Raw genomic sequence first — 15,092 nt, 5'->3', positions numbered from 1 at the left:
GAAAAAATTGCGGCGCCTTTCGAAGGCCCGGTTTCTCAGGTGGTTGCGTGCGGGCGGGCGAAGCCCTAAGCAGCGGGCGGAGTTATTCGGGACAGGAAACGGGACATGAGCGAAGCGCAGCCGAAGACGGACAAGGATCTTTTTCAGTTTCTCGACGGGCTGGGCATCGCCCATGCGACGAAGGAACATGCGCCGGTCTTCACCGTCGCCGAATCCGTGGCGCTGCGCGACGAGATTCCGGGCGGCCACACGAAAAACCTCTTCGTGAAGGACAAGAAGGACAACTACTTCCTGATGACCGTCGAGGAACATGCCTCGGTGGACCTCAAGACGATCCACACCGTCATCGGGGCGGCAAGCCGCGTTTCCTTCGGCAAGCCGGAGAAGCTGATGGAATATCTCGGCGTCATTCCCGGCGCGGTCACGGCCTTCGGCGTGTTCAACGATGCGGGCGGGAACGTGAAGATCATCATCGATGCGGACCTGATGGAATACGACACGATCAACTGCCATCCGCTGCGCAACGACGCGACCACCTCGATCGGCTCGAAGGACCTGCTACGCTTCATCGAGGCGACGGGGCATGAGCCGCTTGTCTTGAAAGTCACGGCCTGACATACGATTTCTGGCCCAGACACGCATTTGACGGCGCTTTGCGCCACAGGAGAGACCCATGAGCGCAGGCGACAACCCCTATGCACCGTCCTATGGCGGGCAGATGAACGTTTCGGCGAGCTATGGCGGCGCGGCACCGGCGGGCGACCTGATCAAGGACACGACCACGGCGAATTTTTCGCGTGACGTGCTGGAGGCTTCGCGCCAGCAGCCGGTGCTCGTCGATTTCTGGGCGCCCTGGTGCGGCCCGTGCAAGCAGCTCCAGCCGATTATCGAGAAAGTCGTGGGCGAGAGCGCCGGACGGGTGAAGCTCGTCAAGCTCAACATCGACGACCATCCCTCCATTCCCGGCCAGCTCGGCATCCAGTCCATTCCCGCCGTCGTCGCCTTCGTCGGCGGCCGGCCGGTGGACGGCTTCATGGGCGCGGTGCCGGAAAGCCAGATCCGCGCCTTCATCGACAAGATCGCCGGCCCCGCGGGCGCCGACGAGAAGGCCGAGATCGAGGCCATGCTGGCCGAAGCAAAGACGCTCTTCGACGCGGGCGACCTTGCCGGCGCAGCCGATCTCTACGGCGCGCTGCTGCAGGCCGACCCGGAAAACGCCGCGGCGCTTGCCGGCATTGCCGAATGCATGATCGCCGTCGGCCAGCCGGACAACGCCCGCCAGGCGCTCGGCAACCTGCCGGAAGCGCTTGCCGCCGACCCGGCCGTCGCCGCGGTCGTCAAGAAGCTCGACCAGATCGAGGAAGCCCGCAAGCTCGGCGATCCGGCCGCGCTCGAACAGGCGCTGGCGCTGAATGCGGACGACCATGCCGCGCGGCTCAACCTTGCGAAGATCCGCAATGTCGAGGGCGACCGCCACGCGGCGGCCGATCATCTGCTCTACATCATGAAGCGCGACCGCGCCTTCGACGACGACGGCGCGCGCCGGGAACTGCTGCAGTTCTTCGACGTCTGGGGTGCCAAGGACCCGGCGACGATCGCCGCCCGCCGCAAGCTGTCGTCGATCCTGTTCTCCTGAGGCTTTTTTCAAACCCATGGCGCGGCGTCCCTTGAGAAACGCCGCGCCTACCCCACATTCGGGGGAGGGCGCGATGACGAGAGGCGGGAAACATTTCGCCGCGCCGCGAATCGGGAAGGCAATGCCATGCAGGTGGGAAACGCGCGTTATCTGAAGCCGGAGGATCTGCCCGAGGCCGTCCCCGTCTTTCCGCTGACGGGCGCGCTGCTCCTGCCAGGCGGCCAGCTTCCCCTCAACATCTTCGAGCCGCGCTATCTTGCCATGTTCGACGACGCGCTCGCATCGCATCGGCTGGTCGGCATGGTGCAGCCGGTCTTCGGCGAGCATCGCGCGGAGGACCAGACCGGCGAGACGCCGGCGCTCTGCCAGGTCGGCTGTCTCGGCCGCATCACCTCCTTTGCCGAAACCGGGGATGGGCGCTACATCGTCTCGCTCACCGGCATCTGCCGCTACAGGCTGCTTGAGGAGGTGCGGGGCGGCAAGGCCTATCGCAGTTTCCGCATCGCCCCCTTCATCGCCGATCTTTCCGGCAAGGACGATGAGCAGAGCGTCGACCGCGAGGCGCTGCTTGCCGCCTTCAAGGCCTATCTCGACGCCAACAAGCTGGAGGCGGACTGGGAGAGCGTGGAGCGCGCCAGCAACACGACGCTGGTCAATTCCATGTCGATGATGTCGCCCTACGGCCCGGCGGAAAAGCAGGCGCTGCTGGAAGCGCCCGACCTCAAGACGCGGGCGGAAACGCTGATCGCCATCACCGAAATCGTTCTGGCGCGCAGCTATGGCGACGTCGATACGCGGCTGCAATAGGGTCTATGCCATGGATGCCAGCACCAGCCGGGTCGATCCCAAAATGCTTGAACTTCTCGTCTGCCCGCTGACCAAGGGGCGGCTGGTCTATGACGCCAAGGCCGGGGAGCTCGTCTCCGAGAAGGCCAGGCTCGCCTATCCGATCCGTGACGGGATTCCGATCATGCTGATTTCGGAAGCGCGCGAGATCAAGGACTAGATCCTCTGTCCCACCAGCATGCGCGGATGGCCGTTGCCGGTCGTGCCCTCGGCTTGCCGGATGAAGAAGGATTTCAGGCCCGGCAGGCGGTCGACGACGCCGAGGCCGACGTCGCGCAGCACGCGCAGCGGCGTCATGTCGTTGGAGAAGAGGCGGTTCAACACGTCCGTGGTCATGCCCATGCGGACCGTGTCGAAGCGGCGCCAGGTCTCGTAGCGCTCCAGCACCGAAACGGCGCCGATATCGAGGCCGAGGCGGTCGGCTTCCACGATGGTTTCGGCGAGCGCCGCCACGTCCTTGAAGCCGAGATTGAGGCCCTGGCCGGAAATCGGGTGGATGCCGTGGGCGGCGTCGCCCGCCAGCGCAAAGCGCGGGGCGACGAAGGCGCGGGCGAGCGTCAGGCCGAGCGGGAAGGCGCGGCGGCCGTCGACGACCTTCAGCGCGCCGAGCTTGTGGCCGAAGCGGCGCTCCAGTTCTTCCTCGAAGACGAGGTCGTCGCTCTCCACGAGACGGCGGGCATCCTCCGTGCGCTCGGTCCAGACCAGGGAGGAGCGATTGCCGGTGAGCGGCAGGGTGGCGAAGGGGCCGGCGGGCAGGAAGTGCTCTTCCGCCGTGCCTTCGTGCGGGCGCTCATGCTGGACCGTGGTGACGATGCCGGACTGGCCGTAATCGAAGCGCACCGTCTTGATGCCGGCCATGTCGCGCAGCTTCGAGCGCACGCCGTCGCAGGCGACGAGAAGGCGCGTCTGGCGTTCCGTGCCGCCGGAAAGGCTGACGGTGGTGGAATGCTGGCCGGTCGCAAAGCCTTCCACCGAGGTGGACCAGCGAATCGAGACGCCGAGGGCTTCCGCCTGCTTCAGCAGGCCGGCGGTGATGGCGCGGTTCGGCACCATATGAGCGAAGGGCTGGCCGTCGTCACCGGAGCCGGCGCCCTCGAAGGTGAGGAAGACGGGGCGGACGGGATCGGCGGTGCGCGAATCGGTGATGACCATGCGGCGGATCGGCTCCGCCTCCGGCTCGATCTCGTTCCAGATGCCGAGCACGTCGAGCAGATTGCGCGCGGCGGCGACGATGGCGAAGGCACGCTCGTCCTTGCGCCAGGCGTGGTCCGGCGCAGCGTCCACCACCTCGACGGCTAGGTGCGGCGCGGCCTTCTTGACGGCAACGGCCAGCGAAAGGCCGACATAGCCGCCGCCGGCGACGAGGACGTCGAGCATCTGGGCTTCGGGCATGGCGGTCTCCACGGCGCTTGAGGTCTTTCCTTCCCCTATATAGAGGAGGAGGAAACGCTTTCCTACCTCGGGTCCAAGACAGGAGCCACGTCCAAATGTCGCGCCAGACCGCCAATCCCGCCATGGATGCCCTTCTTCGGACGCTCGATATCGAGCGGCTGGAAACCCGGCTGTTTCGCGGAGAAAGCCCGCAGGTTGGCTGGCAGCGGGTGTTCGGCGGGCAGGTGATCGGCCAGGCGCTCGTAGCCGCCACGCGCACGGTGGAGCAGGAAAACCGCTTCGTACATTCGCTGCACGCCTATTTCGTGCGGCCGGGCGATCCCTCCGTGCCGATCCTCTACGACGTGGAGAATATCCGTGACGGCGGCTCCTTCGCCACGCGCCGCGTCGTCGCCATCCAGCATGGCAAGCCGATCTACTTCATGACCGCGTCGTTCCAGGATGATGAGGACGGCTTCGAGCACCAGACGGCGGTGCCCGACGTGCCGCCGCCGGAAAAGCTCATCGGCGAGGCGGAGCTGAAGGAGCAATTCATGGCCGCCGCCCCGCCGCATATCCGCGCCTATTGGGAACGGCCGCGGCCCATCGAGCTGCGCCCCGTTTCGCTGACGCATTACCTGTCCTCGGAAAAGCTCGATCCGCACCAGAACATCTGGGTGCGCACGACCGGGCCGGTGCCGGCCGACCGGCACCTGCAGGCGGCGGTCCTCGCCTATCTTTCCGACATGACGCTGCTCGACACCTCGCTCTTCGCCCATGGCACCTCGGTGCTCGACCGCTCGCTGCAGGTGGCGAGCCTCGACCATGCCATGTGGTTCCATCGCCCGCCCGTTCTCGACGACTGGCTGCTCTACAGCCAGGACAGCCCCTCGGCCTTCGGCGCGCGCGGCATGACGCGGGGCGCGATCTACACCCGCTCCGGCACGCTCATCGCCTCCGTCGCCCAGGAAGGGCTGATTCGGAAAAAGGCAACTGGCTAAATTTTACGCGATAGTTCGATAGCGACTATTTTTTGAGCATGTGCGGCGGTGATTTTTTGCACTGCAGCATGACTGTCATTTTTATCGATTTAAATTCAGTGATTTAGCCAAGGCGTTCGAATCTGGCACGCCCCTTGAATGTGTATCTCCAGTCGTTGGTTGCCAACGGCCAGAGAGATGGCCCCGGCTGGGGACAAGCACGAAGGATGGGAAACCAGATGAAAATCGTAATGGCCATTATCAAGCCGTTCAAACTCGATGAGGTGCGCGAAGCCCTCACCGCCGTCGGCATCCAGGGCCTGACCGTGACCGAAGTGAAGGGTTACGGCCGCCAGAAGGGGCATACGGAAATCTATCGCGGCACCGAATATGCCGTCAGCTTCCTGCCGAAACTGAAGATCGAGATCGCCGTCGCCAGCGACCTCGTCGACCGGGCCGTGGAGGCGATCGCCGCCGCTGCCAAGACCGGCCAGATCGGGGACGGCAAGATCTTCGTCTACGCCATCGACCATGCCGTGCGCATCCGCACCGGCGAAACCGATACCGAAGCGCTCTAAGCAACCGGCCTTTCAGGGAGCCTTTTCAACATGTCCGCATTCACGTTTACCCGCATTCTCCCCCGCATGGCCGCCGGCGCGACAGCCGCGCTTCTCCCGGTCATCGCCTTCGCGCAGGAAGCTGCGCCGGCCGCCACCGAGGCCGCTGCCGCCGCGCCCGTTCCGGACAAGGCGGATACCGCCTTCATGTTCCTTGCGACGTTGCTCGTCTTCTTCATGCTGATCCCCGGCCTTGCCCTGTTCTACGGCGGCCTGGTGCGCACCAAGAACATGCTGTCCGTGCTCATGCAATGCACGGTCATCGGCGCGCTGATGATGATCGTCTGGGTGACCTACGGCTATTCCTTCGCCTTCGGCGGCTCGACCAGCCCCTATTTCGGCGGCTTCGCCAAGGCGTTTCTCACCGGCGTGACGGTCGAAAGCACCTCGGCGACCTTCACCGACGGCGTCGTCATCCCGGAATATATCTTCATGCTGTTCCAGATGACCTTCGCCGCGCTGACGCCGGCGCTGATCATCGGCGCCTTCGCCGAGCGCATCAAGTTCTCCGCCGTCATCCTCTTCACGCTGCTGTGGTCCACCTTCGTCTACTTCCCGATCGCCCACATGGTCTGGGACGGCAACGGCCTGATCTTCAACATGGGCGCGCTCGATTTCGCCGGCGGCACCGTCGTGCATATCAATGCGGGCGTGGCAGGCCTTATCGGCGCGATCATGGTCGGCAAGCGCACCGGCTTCGGCAAGGACATGATGGCGCCCCACTCCATGACGCTCACCCTCGTCGGCGCCGCCATGCTGTGGTTCGGCTGGTTCGGCTTCAATGCGGGCTCCAACCTCGAGGCCTCGGGCGGTGCGGTGCTCGCCACCGTCAACACCTTCGTCGCGACGGCCGCCGCGATCCTCGCCTGGTCGGTGGTGGAAGTCTTCACCCGCGGCAAGGCCTCGCTGCTCGGCGCGGCCTCGGGCATGATCGCCGGCCTCGTCGCCGTCACCCCGGCTGCCGGCTCCGTCGGCCCGTTCGGCGCCATCGTGCTCGGCCTCATCGCCTCACCGGTCTGCTACTTCTTCGTCGCTGTGGTGAAGAACAAGTTCGGCTATGACGACACGGCCGACGTCTTCGGCGTCCATGGCGTGGGCGGCTTCATCGGCGCGCTCGGTACGGGCATCTTCACCGCGCCGTCGCTCGGCGGCACGGGCGGGGCGGATTTCTCCATCGCCTCGCAGTTCATGACGCAGCTCACCGCCGTCGCCATCACCATCGCCTGGTGCGCCGTGGTCTCGGCGATCCTCTACAAGATCGTCGATCTCACCGTGGGCCTGCGCGTCTCCGTGGAAGCCGAACGCGAAGGCCTCGACCTCTCGTCGCACGGCGAAGCGGCCTACCACTCGTAAAAGCCTTTGGCGGCTGCCGGCCGCCACGCACCGCCTTGGCCCGAACTCCGGTTCGGGCCCTTTTTCATTTACCGCACAGAAACCATGATCCGCCGCCGCATGGTTAACATGGCATTAAGCCTTCCTTCGTAGGGTTCACAGTCAGGCACATTCCGCGATTCGGGCGGAAGCCGTGCGATTCCTTGCGTGGACGATAGGCTGTACCCATGAGCAGAAGCATTTCGGCAGGACTGGACAACCGGCACGACCGTTTCATTCTGTCGGCCTTCGTCTGGCGGCAGGTTCAGGTCCTTGTCGGGCTGTGCATCTTCCTCGGCCTTGCGCTCGCCATCGCTGCGCTCTCCACCTGGAACGTCTCGGACCCCAGCCTCTCCTATGCCTCCAGCGGCGAGCCGGCCAATATCCTCGGCTATCCGGGGGCCGTCTTTGCCGATCTCTTCATGCAGTTCTTCGGCCTTGCCAGCGTGATCGCGTTGCTGCCCGCCGTCGCCTGGGGTCTGGCCATGGTCGGCGGCCGGCGCTTCAGCCGCGTGCCGCAGCGCGCGGCCGCCTGGCTCGGCGGGGCGATTCTTGCGTCCGCCGCGCTCGCCTGCGTGCCCGGCCCGGTGACGTGGCCGCTGCCGACCGGCCTCGGCGGCGTCTTCGGCGACATGATCCTGCGGTTCCCGGCGCTCTTCACCGGCGCCTATCCGACCGGCATGTTCGCCACCGTCATCGGCAGCATCATCGCGCTGCCGGCCGTCTGGCTGATGGTGTTCAGCGCCGGCCTGATCGGTGGCGGCGCCATCGACGACGAGGAGGATTTTGCCCCGGTTCCGGCGCAGAACCGCAGCCGTGCCGCTCAGGACGAGGACGACGAGGATGACGGCCGGGAAGGCCCGCTCACCGTGCTGGCCGGTGCGATGACCCATGCCTGGTATACCGGGCAGGCGCGCGTGCGCCGCATCTTCGGCCTCTCGAACCAGCGCCGCAAGGCGCGCGGCATCGAGCAGCCCTACGATTTCAACGAGGACGAGTTCGGCACGCTGAACGAACCGGTGCGCGCCCGCGCCGCAAGCCGCACTGCCGAGCGCGTCGAACCCTCCATGGACGGCCGCCGCGCCGTCTCCACGCCGTCGATCTCGCTCGACGACGACCTGCCCTTCGACATGGACGACGAGCCGCTTGCCCGCCCGAGCGGCATCCTGCCGGACGAGGACGCCGACGACATCGCCGCCGACTGGGCGCCCCGCCGCGCGCCGGCCCGTCAGGCGGCTCCCGCCGCGGGCGCCCGCGTCGTTGCTCCCGCCGCCCGGCCGAAGCCCGGCCAGCGCGCCGACCGCGAGGCGCAGACCTCCTTCGTCAGCCCGGACGGTTTCCAGCTTCCGCCGATCCACCTGCTCGCCGAACCCAAGGGTCAGGTGCGCGATACGACGCTTTCCGCCGATGCGCTGGAGCAGAACGCCCGCATGCTGGAAGGCGTGCTGGAGGACTTCGGCGTCAAGGGTGAGATCATCCATGTGCGCCCCGGCCCGGTCGTCACGCTCTATGAGCTGGAGCCGGCCCCGGGCATCAAGTCCTCCCGTGTCATCGGCCTTGCCGACGATATCGCCCGCTCGATGAGCGCCATTGCCGCCCGCGTCGCCGTCGTGCCGGGCCGCAACGCCATCGGCATCGAATTGCCGAACCAGAGCCGCGAGACTGTCTTCCTGCGCGAACTCATCGCCAGCCGCGATTTCGAGACCTCGAAGGCCCGCCTCGCCATGGCGCTCGGCAAGACGATCGGCGGCGAGCCGGTCATTTCCGACATCGCCAAGATGCCGCATCTGCTGGTCGCCGGCACCACCGGCTCGGGCAAGTCGGTGGCCATCAACACCATGATCCTGTCGCTGCTCTACCGCCTGAAGCCGGAACAGTGCCGCCTGATCATGATCGACCCGAAGATGCTGGAACTCTCCGTCTATGACGGCATTCCGCATCTCCTCTCCCCCGTCGTCACCGACCCGAAGAAGGCCGTCGTCGCCCTCAAGTGGACGGTGCGCGAGATGGAGGAGCGCTACAAGAAGATGTCGAAGATCGGCGTGCGCAACATCGACGGCTTCAACAGCCGCGTCGAGCAGGCGCTCGCCAAGGGCGAGACGATCACCCGCACCGTGCAGACCGGCTTCGACCGCCAGACGGGCGAGGCGATGTACGAGACGGAGGAATTCGATCTCCAGCCGATGCCCTATATCGTCGTCATCATCGACGAAATGGCCGACCTGATGATGGTCGCCGGCAAGGACATCGAGGGCGCGGTGCAGCGGCTTGCCCAGATGGCGCGCGCTGCCGGCATCCATGTCATCATGGCGACGCAGCGCCCGTCCGTCGACGTCATTACCGGCACGATCAAGGCCAACTTCCCGACGCGCATCTCCTTCCAGGTGACGTCGAAGATCGACAGCCGCACCATTCTCGGCGAACAGGGTGCCGAACAGCTCCTCGGCATGGGCGACATGCTCTACATGGCCGGCGGCGGGCGCATCCAGCGCGTGCATGGCCCGTTCGTCTCGGACGGCGAGGTGGAGGCGGTGGTCGCGCATCTGAAGACGCAGGGCGCGCCGCAATATCTCGACGCCATTACCGAGGACGACGACGAGGACGGCGAGGGCGGTCACGGCCCGGCCGGCACCGCCAACCTCGACGATTCCGACGATCCCTACGACCAGGCGGTGGCCGTGGTGCTGCGCGACGGCAAGGCGTCCACCTCCTATATCCAGCGCCGCCTCGGCATCGGCTACAACCGTGCGGCCTCGCTGATCGAGCGCATGGAGAAGGAGGGCCTGATCGGCCCCGCCAACCACGCCGGCAAGCGCGAGATTCTCGTGCCGACGGAAGACGAGATTACGGGACGATGACCGGGAACGCGGGGCCTTCCGCCGCGTTTCATCCGGCACGTCACGCGTTGCGGGCCGATGCCATTATGGCGCCGCCTTTGGCTCGCATGACAGACGCATGAAGGAGACCGACATGATCCGATCCGAACACGGCCGTGCGAGCGGAACGCTGACCCGCCGCGGCTTTACCGGCCTTATGGCCTTCGCGCTCGCGGCCGGCCTTTCCGTGCTCGCGCCCGCCGACGCTTCCGCGCAGGCCGGCGGCACGGCGCAGAAGATCGCCGACCACTTCGCTTCCGTGAAGACGATGATGGGCGAGTTCGTGCAGTTCGGCCCGCGCGGCGAGCAGACCGGCGGCAAGTTCTACATCGACCGCCCCGGCAAGATCCGCTTCAACTACGAGGATCCCTCGCCCATGCGCGTGATCGCCGACGGCAAGTCCGTCGTCATCGGCAATCGCAAGCTGAAGACCTGGGATATCTATCCGCTCTCCAAGACGCCGCTGAACCTTCTCCTTGGCGACAAGATCGACCTTTCCACCAAGATGGTGCGCGGCGTGAAGGAAGAGGCGGACCTGACGACCATCGTGCTCGGCGACAAGAACATGTTCGGCGATTCGACCATCACCATGATGTTCGACCCGAAGACCTACGACCTGCGCCAGTGGACGATCACCGACGCGCAGGGCAAGGACACCTCCGTGATGATCTTCAACGTCAAGACCGGCGTGCCGCTCGACGAGAAGGTCTTCTCGATCCCCTATGACGAAATCCGCAACCGCGGCGGCAAGTGATTCCACTTCGCCGTAAAATGCTCTAAGACCCCCGGACGATATTCCGGGGGCAGGCATGGCACTTTCGATCGCGACGTGGAACATCAACTCCGTGCGGCTGCGCATGCCGCTCGTCGAGCATTTCCTGAAGACCTATTCGCCCGACATCCTGTGCCTGCAGGAAACCAAGTGCCCGAACGACCAGTTTCCGTCGAAGCCCCTGAAGGCGCTCGGCTACGAGCATATCGTCATGCATGGCCAGAAGGGCTATCACGGCGTCGCCACCGTTTCGCGCCTGCCGCTGACGGAGATCGTCGAGCGGCGCGACTATTGCGGCGTCGGCGATGCGCGGCATGTCTCGGTGGTCTTCCATCATGGCGGCAAGTCGATCCGGGTGCACAATTTCTATGTGCCGGCCGGCGGCGACGAGCCGGACCGCACGATCAATCCGAAATTCGGCCACAAGCTCGATTTCATCGAGGAGATGAAGCTGCTCCATGCGGAAGCCGAGGCGGGCATCTCCTCCATCCTCGTCGGCGACCTCAACATCGCGCCGCTGGAGCATGACGTCTGGTCGCACAAGCAGCTCCTGAAGATCGTCAGCCATACGCCCATCGAGACCGAAGGCCTGATCGACGTGATGACCAAGGGCGCCTGGGTGGACCTGATGCGCCGCAAGGTGCCGGCGGAGGAAAAGCTCTATACGTGGTGGAGCTACCGCTCGGCCGACTGGCAGGCCGCCAACAAGGGCCGCCGCCTCGACCATATCTGGTCCTCGGCCGATCTCGACCCGCACCTTTCCAACATTTCGGTGGTCCGCGAGGCGCGCGGCTGGGAGCGGCCGTCCGACCACGTTCCGGTCATCGCGGAATTCGATTTCTGAGTTTCAGGCGAAGCGGCCGGCAAGGCCGCGCATCTGGCTGATCATCGCGGCCAGATTCTCGCGGATACGGGCGTCGACCAGCACGGCGACGTCCGGATATTCCTCCAGCATGCGCCGGAAGAGCGGACGGTTGATGCGGATGACCTCGCTGTCCTCCAGCGCCACCGCCGTATATTTGCGCTCGACGGCGGAGATCATGGCAAGTTCCGACAGGAGCGTGCCGGACCCTGCGGTGCCCTCGTCGCGCGTCGCGCCGTCGCGCAGCGTCGAGGTGAGCTGGAACGCGCCATAGGCGACAACGAAGCCGCAATCGGCCGAGGTGCCCTCGCGAAACAGCGTCTGCCCCTCGACCAGCCGCCGGCGTTCCGCACCGAAGGCCATCAGGCGCAGCTTGTCGTCGGCAAGGCCCGCAAAGAGCGGGACCTTGGAAAGCAGGGCGATGTCGTCGCTGAGGGCCACGGCGGGCGCTCCTTACTGAATTACGGAACGATCTTGTAACCGCCGTTCTCTGTCACGAGAATCTCGGCATTGGAAGGGTCCCGCTCGATCTTCTGGCGCAGACGATAGACATGGGTCTCCAGCGTGTGGGTCGTGACGCCCGAATTGTAGCCCCAGACCTCTTCCAGCAGCACGTCGCGCGTGACGACCTTCTGGTCGGCGCGGTAGAGATAGCGGATGATCGCCGCTTCCTTCTCGGTGAGGCGGATCTTCTGGCCGTTTTCCAGCGTCAGCAGCTTCTGGCCGGGCTTGAACGTATAGGGACCGACGGTGAAGGTGGCGTCCTCGCTGCTCTCGTGCTGGCGAAGCTGCGCGCGGATGCGCGCGAGCAGCACGGCGAAGCGGAAGGGCTTCGTCACATAGTCGTTGGCGCCGGCTTCCAGACCGAGGATCGTGTCCGAATCGGTGTCATGGCCGGTCAGCATGATGATCGGCGCCTTGAAGCCGCCCTTGCGCAGGAGCTTCACCGCCTCGCGGCCGTCCATGTCCGGCAGGCCGACATCCATGATGAGAAGGTCGATCTGGTTCGCCCGCGCGGTCTGGATGCCCTTGCCGGCCGTCGTTTCCTCGAGCGTTGCGAATTCCTCGTAGAGCGAAAGCTGCTCGACGAGCGTCTCGCGGAGGTCGTTGTCGTCATCGACAAGAAGGATGGTGCGGGATGTCATGCTTTACCTCTCGGCATTCCTACGGAAAGTAAGGGAACTGGCGCTTTTGGCAAGCCCGCCTGTGACTTAGCCAGATACCTTGCCGCATGGCGCGAATATGGCGGACGGGGCGATGCGGATCAAATTCTCCTGAACAGTGCGTGAAGGCGATCCCCGCGGCATCCTTTGAAATGCGGCGACGCGAACCTATATCAGCCTCGACCGTCGCCCGGCTGCAAGGCGCTACGGGAAACCCCACGGGTTCAAGCACGCCATTCCTTTTCATGGAGACATTCTTATGAGCGATCAACCGACGATCCTGTTTCACGACGGCAACAGCATTCCGCAGGTGGGCCTCGGCGTCTGGCAGACCCCGAACGACACGGCCGTGACGGCCGTCAAGGCGGCACTTTCGGCCGGCTACCGGCATGTCGATACGGCGGCGATCTACGAGAACGAGGCCGGCGTCGGCGAGGGCATCCGCGCTTCCGGCATCGCCCGGTCCGAAATCTTCCTGACGACGAAGCTCTGGAACTCCGATCAGGGCTACGATTCGACGCTGAAGGCCTTCGACGCCAGCCTCAAACGCCTCGGCACCGATTATGTCGACCTCTACCTCATCCACTGGCCCGCGCCGAAGCGCGACGAGTATGTGGCGACCTGGAAGGCCTTCATCCAGCTCCAGAAGGAGGGCCGCGCCCGCTCCATCGGCGTTTCCAACTTCTACCCCGAGCACCTGCAGCGCGTGATCGACGAGACGGGCGTGACGCCGGTTATCAATCAGATCGAGCTGCATCCCGATTTCCCGCAGAAAGAGGCGCGGGCCTATCACGAAAAGCACCGCATCGTCACCCAGTCCTGGAGCCCGCTCGGGCAGGGCACGCTGCTGGACAATCCGCTCGTCGCGAAGGTTGCCGCCAAGCACGGCCGCACCCCGGCGCAGGTCATCACCCGCTGGCATATCGACAGCGGGCTGGTGGTCATCCCGAAATCGGTGACGCCCTCGCGCATCGAGGAGAATTTCAAGGTCTTCGATTTCAAGCTCGATGCCGAGGACATGGCGACATTCGGGGCGCTCGAGAAGGACGGCAGGCGCATCGGCCCCGATCCGATGACGGCGACGTTCTGAGCCCTGCACAAACGAAAAGGCCGGGAGCTTGCTCCCGGCCTTTGTCCTGTCGGCGTTCCGGCCGTGTTTACTGCCAGTCGCGGATATCCACGAAATGGCCGGCAATGGCGGCGGCTGCGGCCATGGCCGGAGAAACGAGATGCGTGCGGCCCTTGAAGCCCTGGCGGCCCTCGAAGTTGCGGTTCGAGGTGGAGGCGCAGCGCTCGCCCGGCTTCAGGCGGTCGTCGTTCATGGCAAGGCACATGGAGCAGCCCGGCTCGCGCCAGTCGAAGCCGGCGGCCTTGAAGATCGTGTCGAGGCCTTCCTTCTCGGCCTGTTCCTTCACGAGGCCGGAGCCCGGAACGATCATGGCGCTGACGGTGGACGCGACCTTTCTGCCCTCGACGACGGCGGCGACGGCGCGCAGGTCCTCGATGCGGCCGTTGGTGCAGGAGCCGATGAAGACGCGGTCGATGGCGATGTCGGTAATCTTCGTGCCCGGCTTCAGGCCCATATAGTCAAGGGCGCGCCACTTGGACGAACGCTTGGTCTCGTCTTCGATGTCGTCCGGGTTCGGCACGGTGCCTTCGACGGAGACGACGTCTTCCGGCGAGGAACCCCAGGAGACGATCGGCGGCAGGTTGGCGGCGTCGAGCACGACCACGCGGTCGAAATGCGCGCCTTCTTCCGTGTAGAGCGTCTTCCAGTAGTCGATCGCCATATCGAGGGCCTTGCCCTTGGGCGCGCGCGGCTTGTCCTTGATGTATTCGAAGGTCTTCTCGTCCGGCGCGATGAGGCCGGCGCGGGCGCCGCCTTCGATCGTCATGTTGCAGATCGTCATGCGGCCTTCCATCGACAGCGAGCGGATCGCTTCGCCGGCGAACTCGATGACGTGGCCGGTGCCGCCGGCCGTGCCGATCTCGCCGATGATGGCAAGGATGATGTCCTTCGCGGTCACGCCTTCCGGGAGCTGCCCGTCGACGCGCACCAGCATGTTCTTCGCCTTCTTCTGGATCAGCGTCTGGGTGGCCAGAACGTGTTCCACTTCCGACGTGCCGATGCCGTGCGCCAGCGCGCCGAAGGCACCGTGCGTGGAGGTGTGGCTGTCACCGCACACGATGGTCATGCCCGGCAGGGTAAAACCCTGTTCCGGGCCGACGATGTGGACGATGCCCTGGCGGACGTCCTTTTCCGAATAGTATTCGACGCCGAATTCCGCGGCGTTGTTGGCGAGCGCCTCGACCTGGATGCGGCTTTCCTCGTTCTTGATGCCCTGATGGCGATCCGGCGAGGTGGGGACGTTGTGGTCGACGACGGCGAGCGTCTTTTCCGGCGCGCGGACCTTGCGGCCGGCCATGCGCAGGCCCTCGAAGGCCTGGGGCGACGTCACTTCATGGACGAGGTGACGGTCGATGTAGAGAAGACAGGTGCCGTCTTCCTGGCGGCTGACGATGTGGTCGTCGAAGATCTTGTCGTAGAGGGTACGGGGTGCGCTCATGGCTCTTCATCCGCTGGCATGTTGAAAGGGT

General features: G+C 65.2%; 15 protein-coding genes. 11 read left to right on the top strand and 4 right to left on the bottom strand.

What is annotated here, in order from left to right; translation table 11 throughout:
- The first annotated feature begins 105 nt into the window (after positions 1-105).
- The 4 genes from K8M09_RS16370 to K8M09_RS16355 all read left to right on the top strand — a co-directional run bounded on the left by K8M09_RS16370 (position 106) and on the right by K8M09_RS16355 (position 2,642).
- Positions 106-615 carry a prolyl-tRNA synthetase associated domain-containing protein gene (locus K8M09_RS16370; RefSeq protein ID WP_160787194.1) on the top strand — a complete coding sequence of 170 codons (510 nt, stop codon included), beginning with the start codon at positions 106-108 and terminating at the stop codon, positions 613-615.
- A gap of 58 nt (positions 616-673) precedes the next feature.
- Complete coding sequence (trxA, locus tag K8M09_RS16365; protein ID WP_160787193.1) at positions 674-1,636, top strand: thioredoxin; 963 nt, start codon at positions 674-676, stop codon at positions 1,634-1,636.
- Positions 1,637-1,762: 126 nt separating this feature from the next.
- Positions 1,763-2,443: an LON peptidase substrate-binding domain-containing protein gene (locus K8M09_RS16360; RefSeq protein ID WP_160787192.1), complete on the top strand. Its 681-nt coding sequence runs from the start codon at positions 1,763-1,765 to the stop codon at positions 2,441-2,443.
- A 10-nt stretch (positions 2,444-2,453) separates the two neighbouring features.
- Entirely contained in the window at positions 2,454-2,642 is a 189-nt protein-coding gene (locus K8M09_RS16355; protein ID WP_160787191.1) for a Trm112 family protein, read from the top strand.
- On the opposite strand, the gene K8M09_RS16350 is transcribed toward K8M09_RS16355, so the two are convergent.
- On the bottom strand, positions 2,639-3,859 hold the full coding sequence (locus K8M09_RS16350; protein ID WP_160787199.1) for a ubiquinone biosynthesis hydroxylase: 1,221 nt from the start codon (positions 3,857-3,859) through the stop codon (positions 2,639-2,641). The genes K8M09_RS16355 and K8M09_RS16350 overlap by 4 nt on opposite strands.
- Before the next feature lie 110 nt (positions 3,860-3,969).
- Here K8M09_RS16350 and tesB point away from each other — a divergent pair, with 110 nt between their 5' ends.
- The 6 genes from tesB (at position 3,970) to K8M09_RS16320 (ending at position 11,313) form a co-directional block, all read left to right on the top strand.
- The gene (gene tesB, locus K8M09_RS16345) at positions 3,970-4,854 is read left to right on the top strand and encodes an acyl-CoA thioesterase II (RefSeq protein WP_160787190.1); all 885 of its coding nucleotides are present in this window, start codon (positions 3,970-3,972) and stop codon (positions 4,852-4,854) included.
- Positions 4,855-5,060: 206 nt separating this feature from the next.
- Positions 5,061-5,411, top strand: coding sequence for a P-II family nitrogen regulator (locus K8M09_RS16340; RefSeq protein WP_160787189.1), 351 nt, complete (start codon positions 5,061-5,063; stop codon positions 5,409-5,411).
- Positions 5,412-5,477: 66 nt separating this feature from the next.
- Positions 5,478-6,803 (top strand): ammonium transporter, encoded by a 1,326-nt coding sequence (locus K8M09_RS16335; RefSeq protein ID WP_380735252.1) that lies wholly within the window; start codon positions 5,478-5,480, stop codon positions 6,801-6,803.
- A 206-nt stretch (positions 6,804-7,009) separates the two neighbouring features.
- Positions 7,010-9,679 (top strand): FtsK/SpoIIIE family DNA translocase, encoded by a 2,670-nt coding sequence (locus K8M09_RS16330; protein WP_160787187.1) that lies wholly within the window; start codon positions 7,010-7,012, stop codon positions 9,677-9,679.
- Positions 9,680-9,776: 97 nt separating this feature from the next.
- Entirely contained in the window at positions 9,777-10,451 is a 675-nt protein-coding gene (locus K8M09_RS16325) for an outer membrane lipoprotein carrier protein LolA (protein ID WP_380735240.1), read from the top strand.
- A 55-nt stretch (positions 10,452-10,506) separates the two neighbouring features.
- Positions 10,507-11,313, top strand: coding sequence for an exodeoxyribonuclease III (locus K8M09_RS16320; RefSeq protein ID WP_160787185.1), 807 nt, complete (start codon positions 10,507-10,509; stop codon positions 11,311-11,313).
- A 3-nt stretch (positions 11,314-11,316) separates the two neighbouring features.
- Here K8M09_RS16320 and K8M09_RS16315 read toward each other — a convergent pair whose 3' ends face one another.
- Both K8M09_RS16315 and K8M09_RS16310 read right to left on the bottom strand, forming a co-directional pair.
- Positions 11,317-11,772, bottom strand: coding sequence for a cyclic nucleotide-binding domain-containing protein (locus tag K8M09_RS16315; protein ID WP_160787184.1), 456 nt, complete (start codon positions 11,770-11,772; stop codon positions 11,317-11,319).
- Between the two features lie 20 nt (positions 11,773-11,792).
- On the bottom strand, positions 11,793-12,476 hold the full coding sequence (locus tag K8M09_RS16310) for a response regulator transcription factor (protein WP_160787183.1): 684 nt from the start codon (positions 12,474-12,476) through the stop codon (positions 11,793-11,795).
- Positions 12,477-12,753: 277 nt separating this feature from the next.
- Here K8M09_RS16310 and K8M09_RS16305 point away from each other — a divergent pair, with 277 nt between their 5' ends.
- Entirely contained in the window at positions 12,754-13,584 is an 831-nt protein-coding gene (locus tag K8M09_RS16305) for an aldo/keto reductase (protein ID WP_160787182.1), read from the top strand.
- A 67-nt stretch (positions 13,585-13,651) separates the two neighbouring features.
- Here the strand turns inward: K8M09_RS16305 and leuC are convergent, their stop codons facing one another.
- Entirely contained in the window at positions 13,652-15,061 is a 1,410-nt protein-coding gene (gene leuC / locus K8M09_RS16300) for a 3-isopropylmalate dehydratase large subunit (RefSeq protein ID WP_160787181.1), read from the bottom strand.
- Positions 15,062-15,092: the final 31 nt, after the last annotated feature.

The sequence above is a fragment of the Shinella zoogloeoides genome, from assembly GCF_020883495.1.
Classification (GTDB): domain Bacteria; phylum Pseudomonadota; class Alphaproteobacteria; order Rhizobiales; family Rhizobiaceae; genus Shinella; species Shinella zoogloeoides.
Note: the sequence above shows the minus strand (reverse complement) of the source record. Positions and strands in the feature narration are given on the sequence as shown.

What these genes read in the sequence shown, in the direction of transcription:
- K8M09_RS16370 (WP_160787194.1), top strand. Translation starts at nt 106, where the DNA reads ATGAGCGAAGCGCAGCCGAAGACGGACAAGGATCTTTTTCAGTTTCTC.
- trxA (WP_160787193.1), top strand. Translation starts at nt 674, where the DNA reads ATGAGCGCAGGCGACAACCCCTATGCACCGTCCTATGGCGGGCAGATG.
- K8M09_RS16360 (WP_160787192.1), top strand. Translation starts at nt 1,763, where the DNA reads ATGCAGGTGGGAAACGCGCGTTATCTGAAGCCGGAGGATCTGCCCGAG.
- K8M09_RS16355 (WP_160787191.1), top strand. Translation starts at nt 2,454, where the DNA reads ATGGATGCCAGCACCAGCCGGGTCGATCCCAAAATGCTTGAACTTCTC.
- K8M09_RS16350 (WP_160787199.1), bottom strand. Translation starts at nt 3,859, where the DNA reads ATGCTCGACGTCCTCGTCGCCGGCGGCGGCTATGTCGGCCTTTCGCTG.
- tesB (WP_160787190.1), top strand. Translation starts at nt 3,970, where the DNA reads ATGTCGCGCCAGACCGCCAATCCCGCCATGGATGCCCTTCTTCGGACG.
- K8M09_RS16340 (WP_160787189.1), top strand. Translation starts at nt 5,061, where the DNA reads ATGGGAAACCAGATGAAAATCGTAATGGCCATTATCAAGCCGTTCAAA.
- K8M09_RS16335 (WP_380735252.1), top strand. Translation starts at nt 5,478, where the DNA reads ATGGCCGCCGGCGCGACAGCCGCGCTTCTCCCGGTCATCGCCTTCGCG.
- K8M09_RS16330 (WP_160787187.1), top strand. Translation starts at nt 7,010, where the DNA reads ATGAGCAGAAGCATTTCGGCAGGACTGGACAACCGGCACGACCGTTTC.
- K8M09_RS16325 (WP_380735240.1), top strand. Translation starts at nt 9,777, where the DNA reads ATGAAGGAGACCGACATGATCCGATCCGAACACGGCCGTGCGAGCGGA.
- K8M09_RS16320 (WP_160787185.1), top strand. Translation starts at nt 10,507, where the DNA reads ATGGCACTTTCGATCGCGACGTGGAACATCAACTCCGTGCGGCTGCGC.
- K8M09_RS16310 (WP_160787183.1), bottom strand. Translation starts at nt 12,476, where the DNA reads ATGACATCCCGCACCATCCTTCTTGTCGATGACGACAACGACCTCCGC.
- K8M09_RS16305 (WP_160787182.1), top strand. Translation starts at nt 12,754, where the DNA reads ATGAGCGATCAACCGACGATCCTGTTTCACGACGGCAACAGCATTCCG.
- leuC (WP_160787181.1), bottom strand. Translation starts at nt 15,061, where the DNA reads ATGAGCGCACCCCGTACCCTCTACGACAAGATCTTCGACGACCACATC.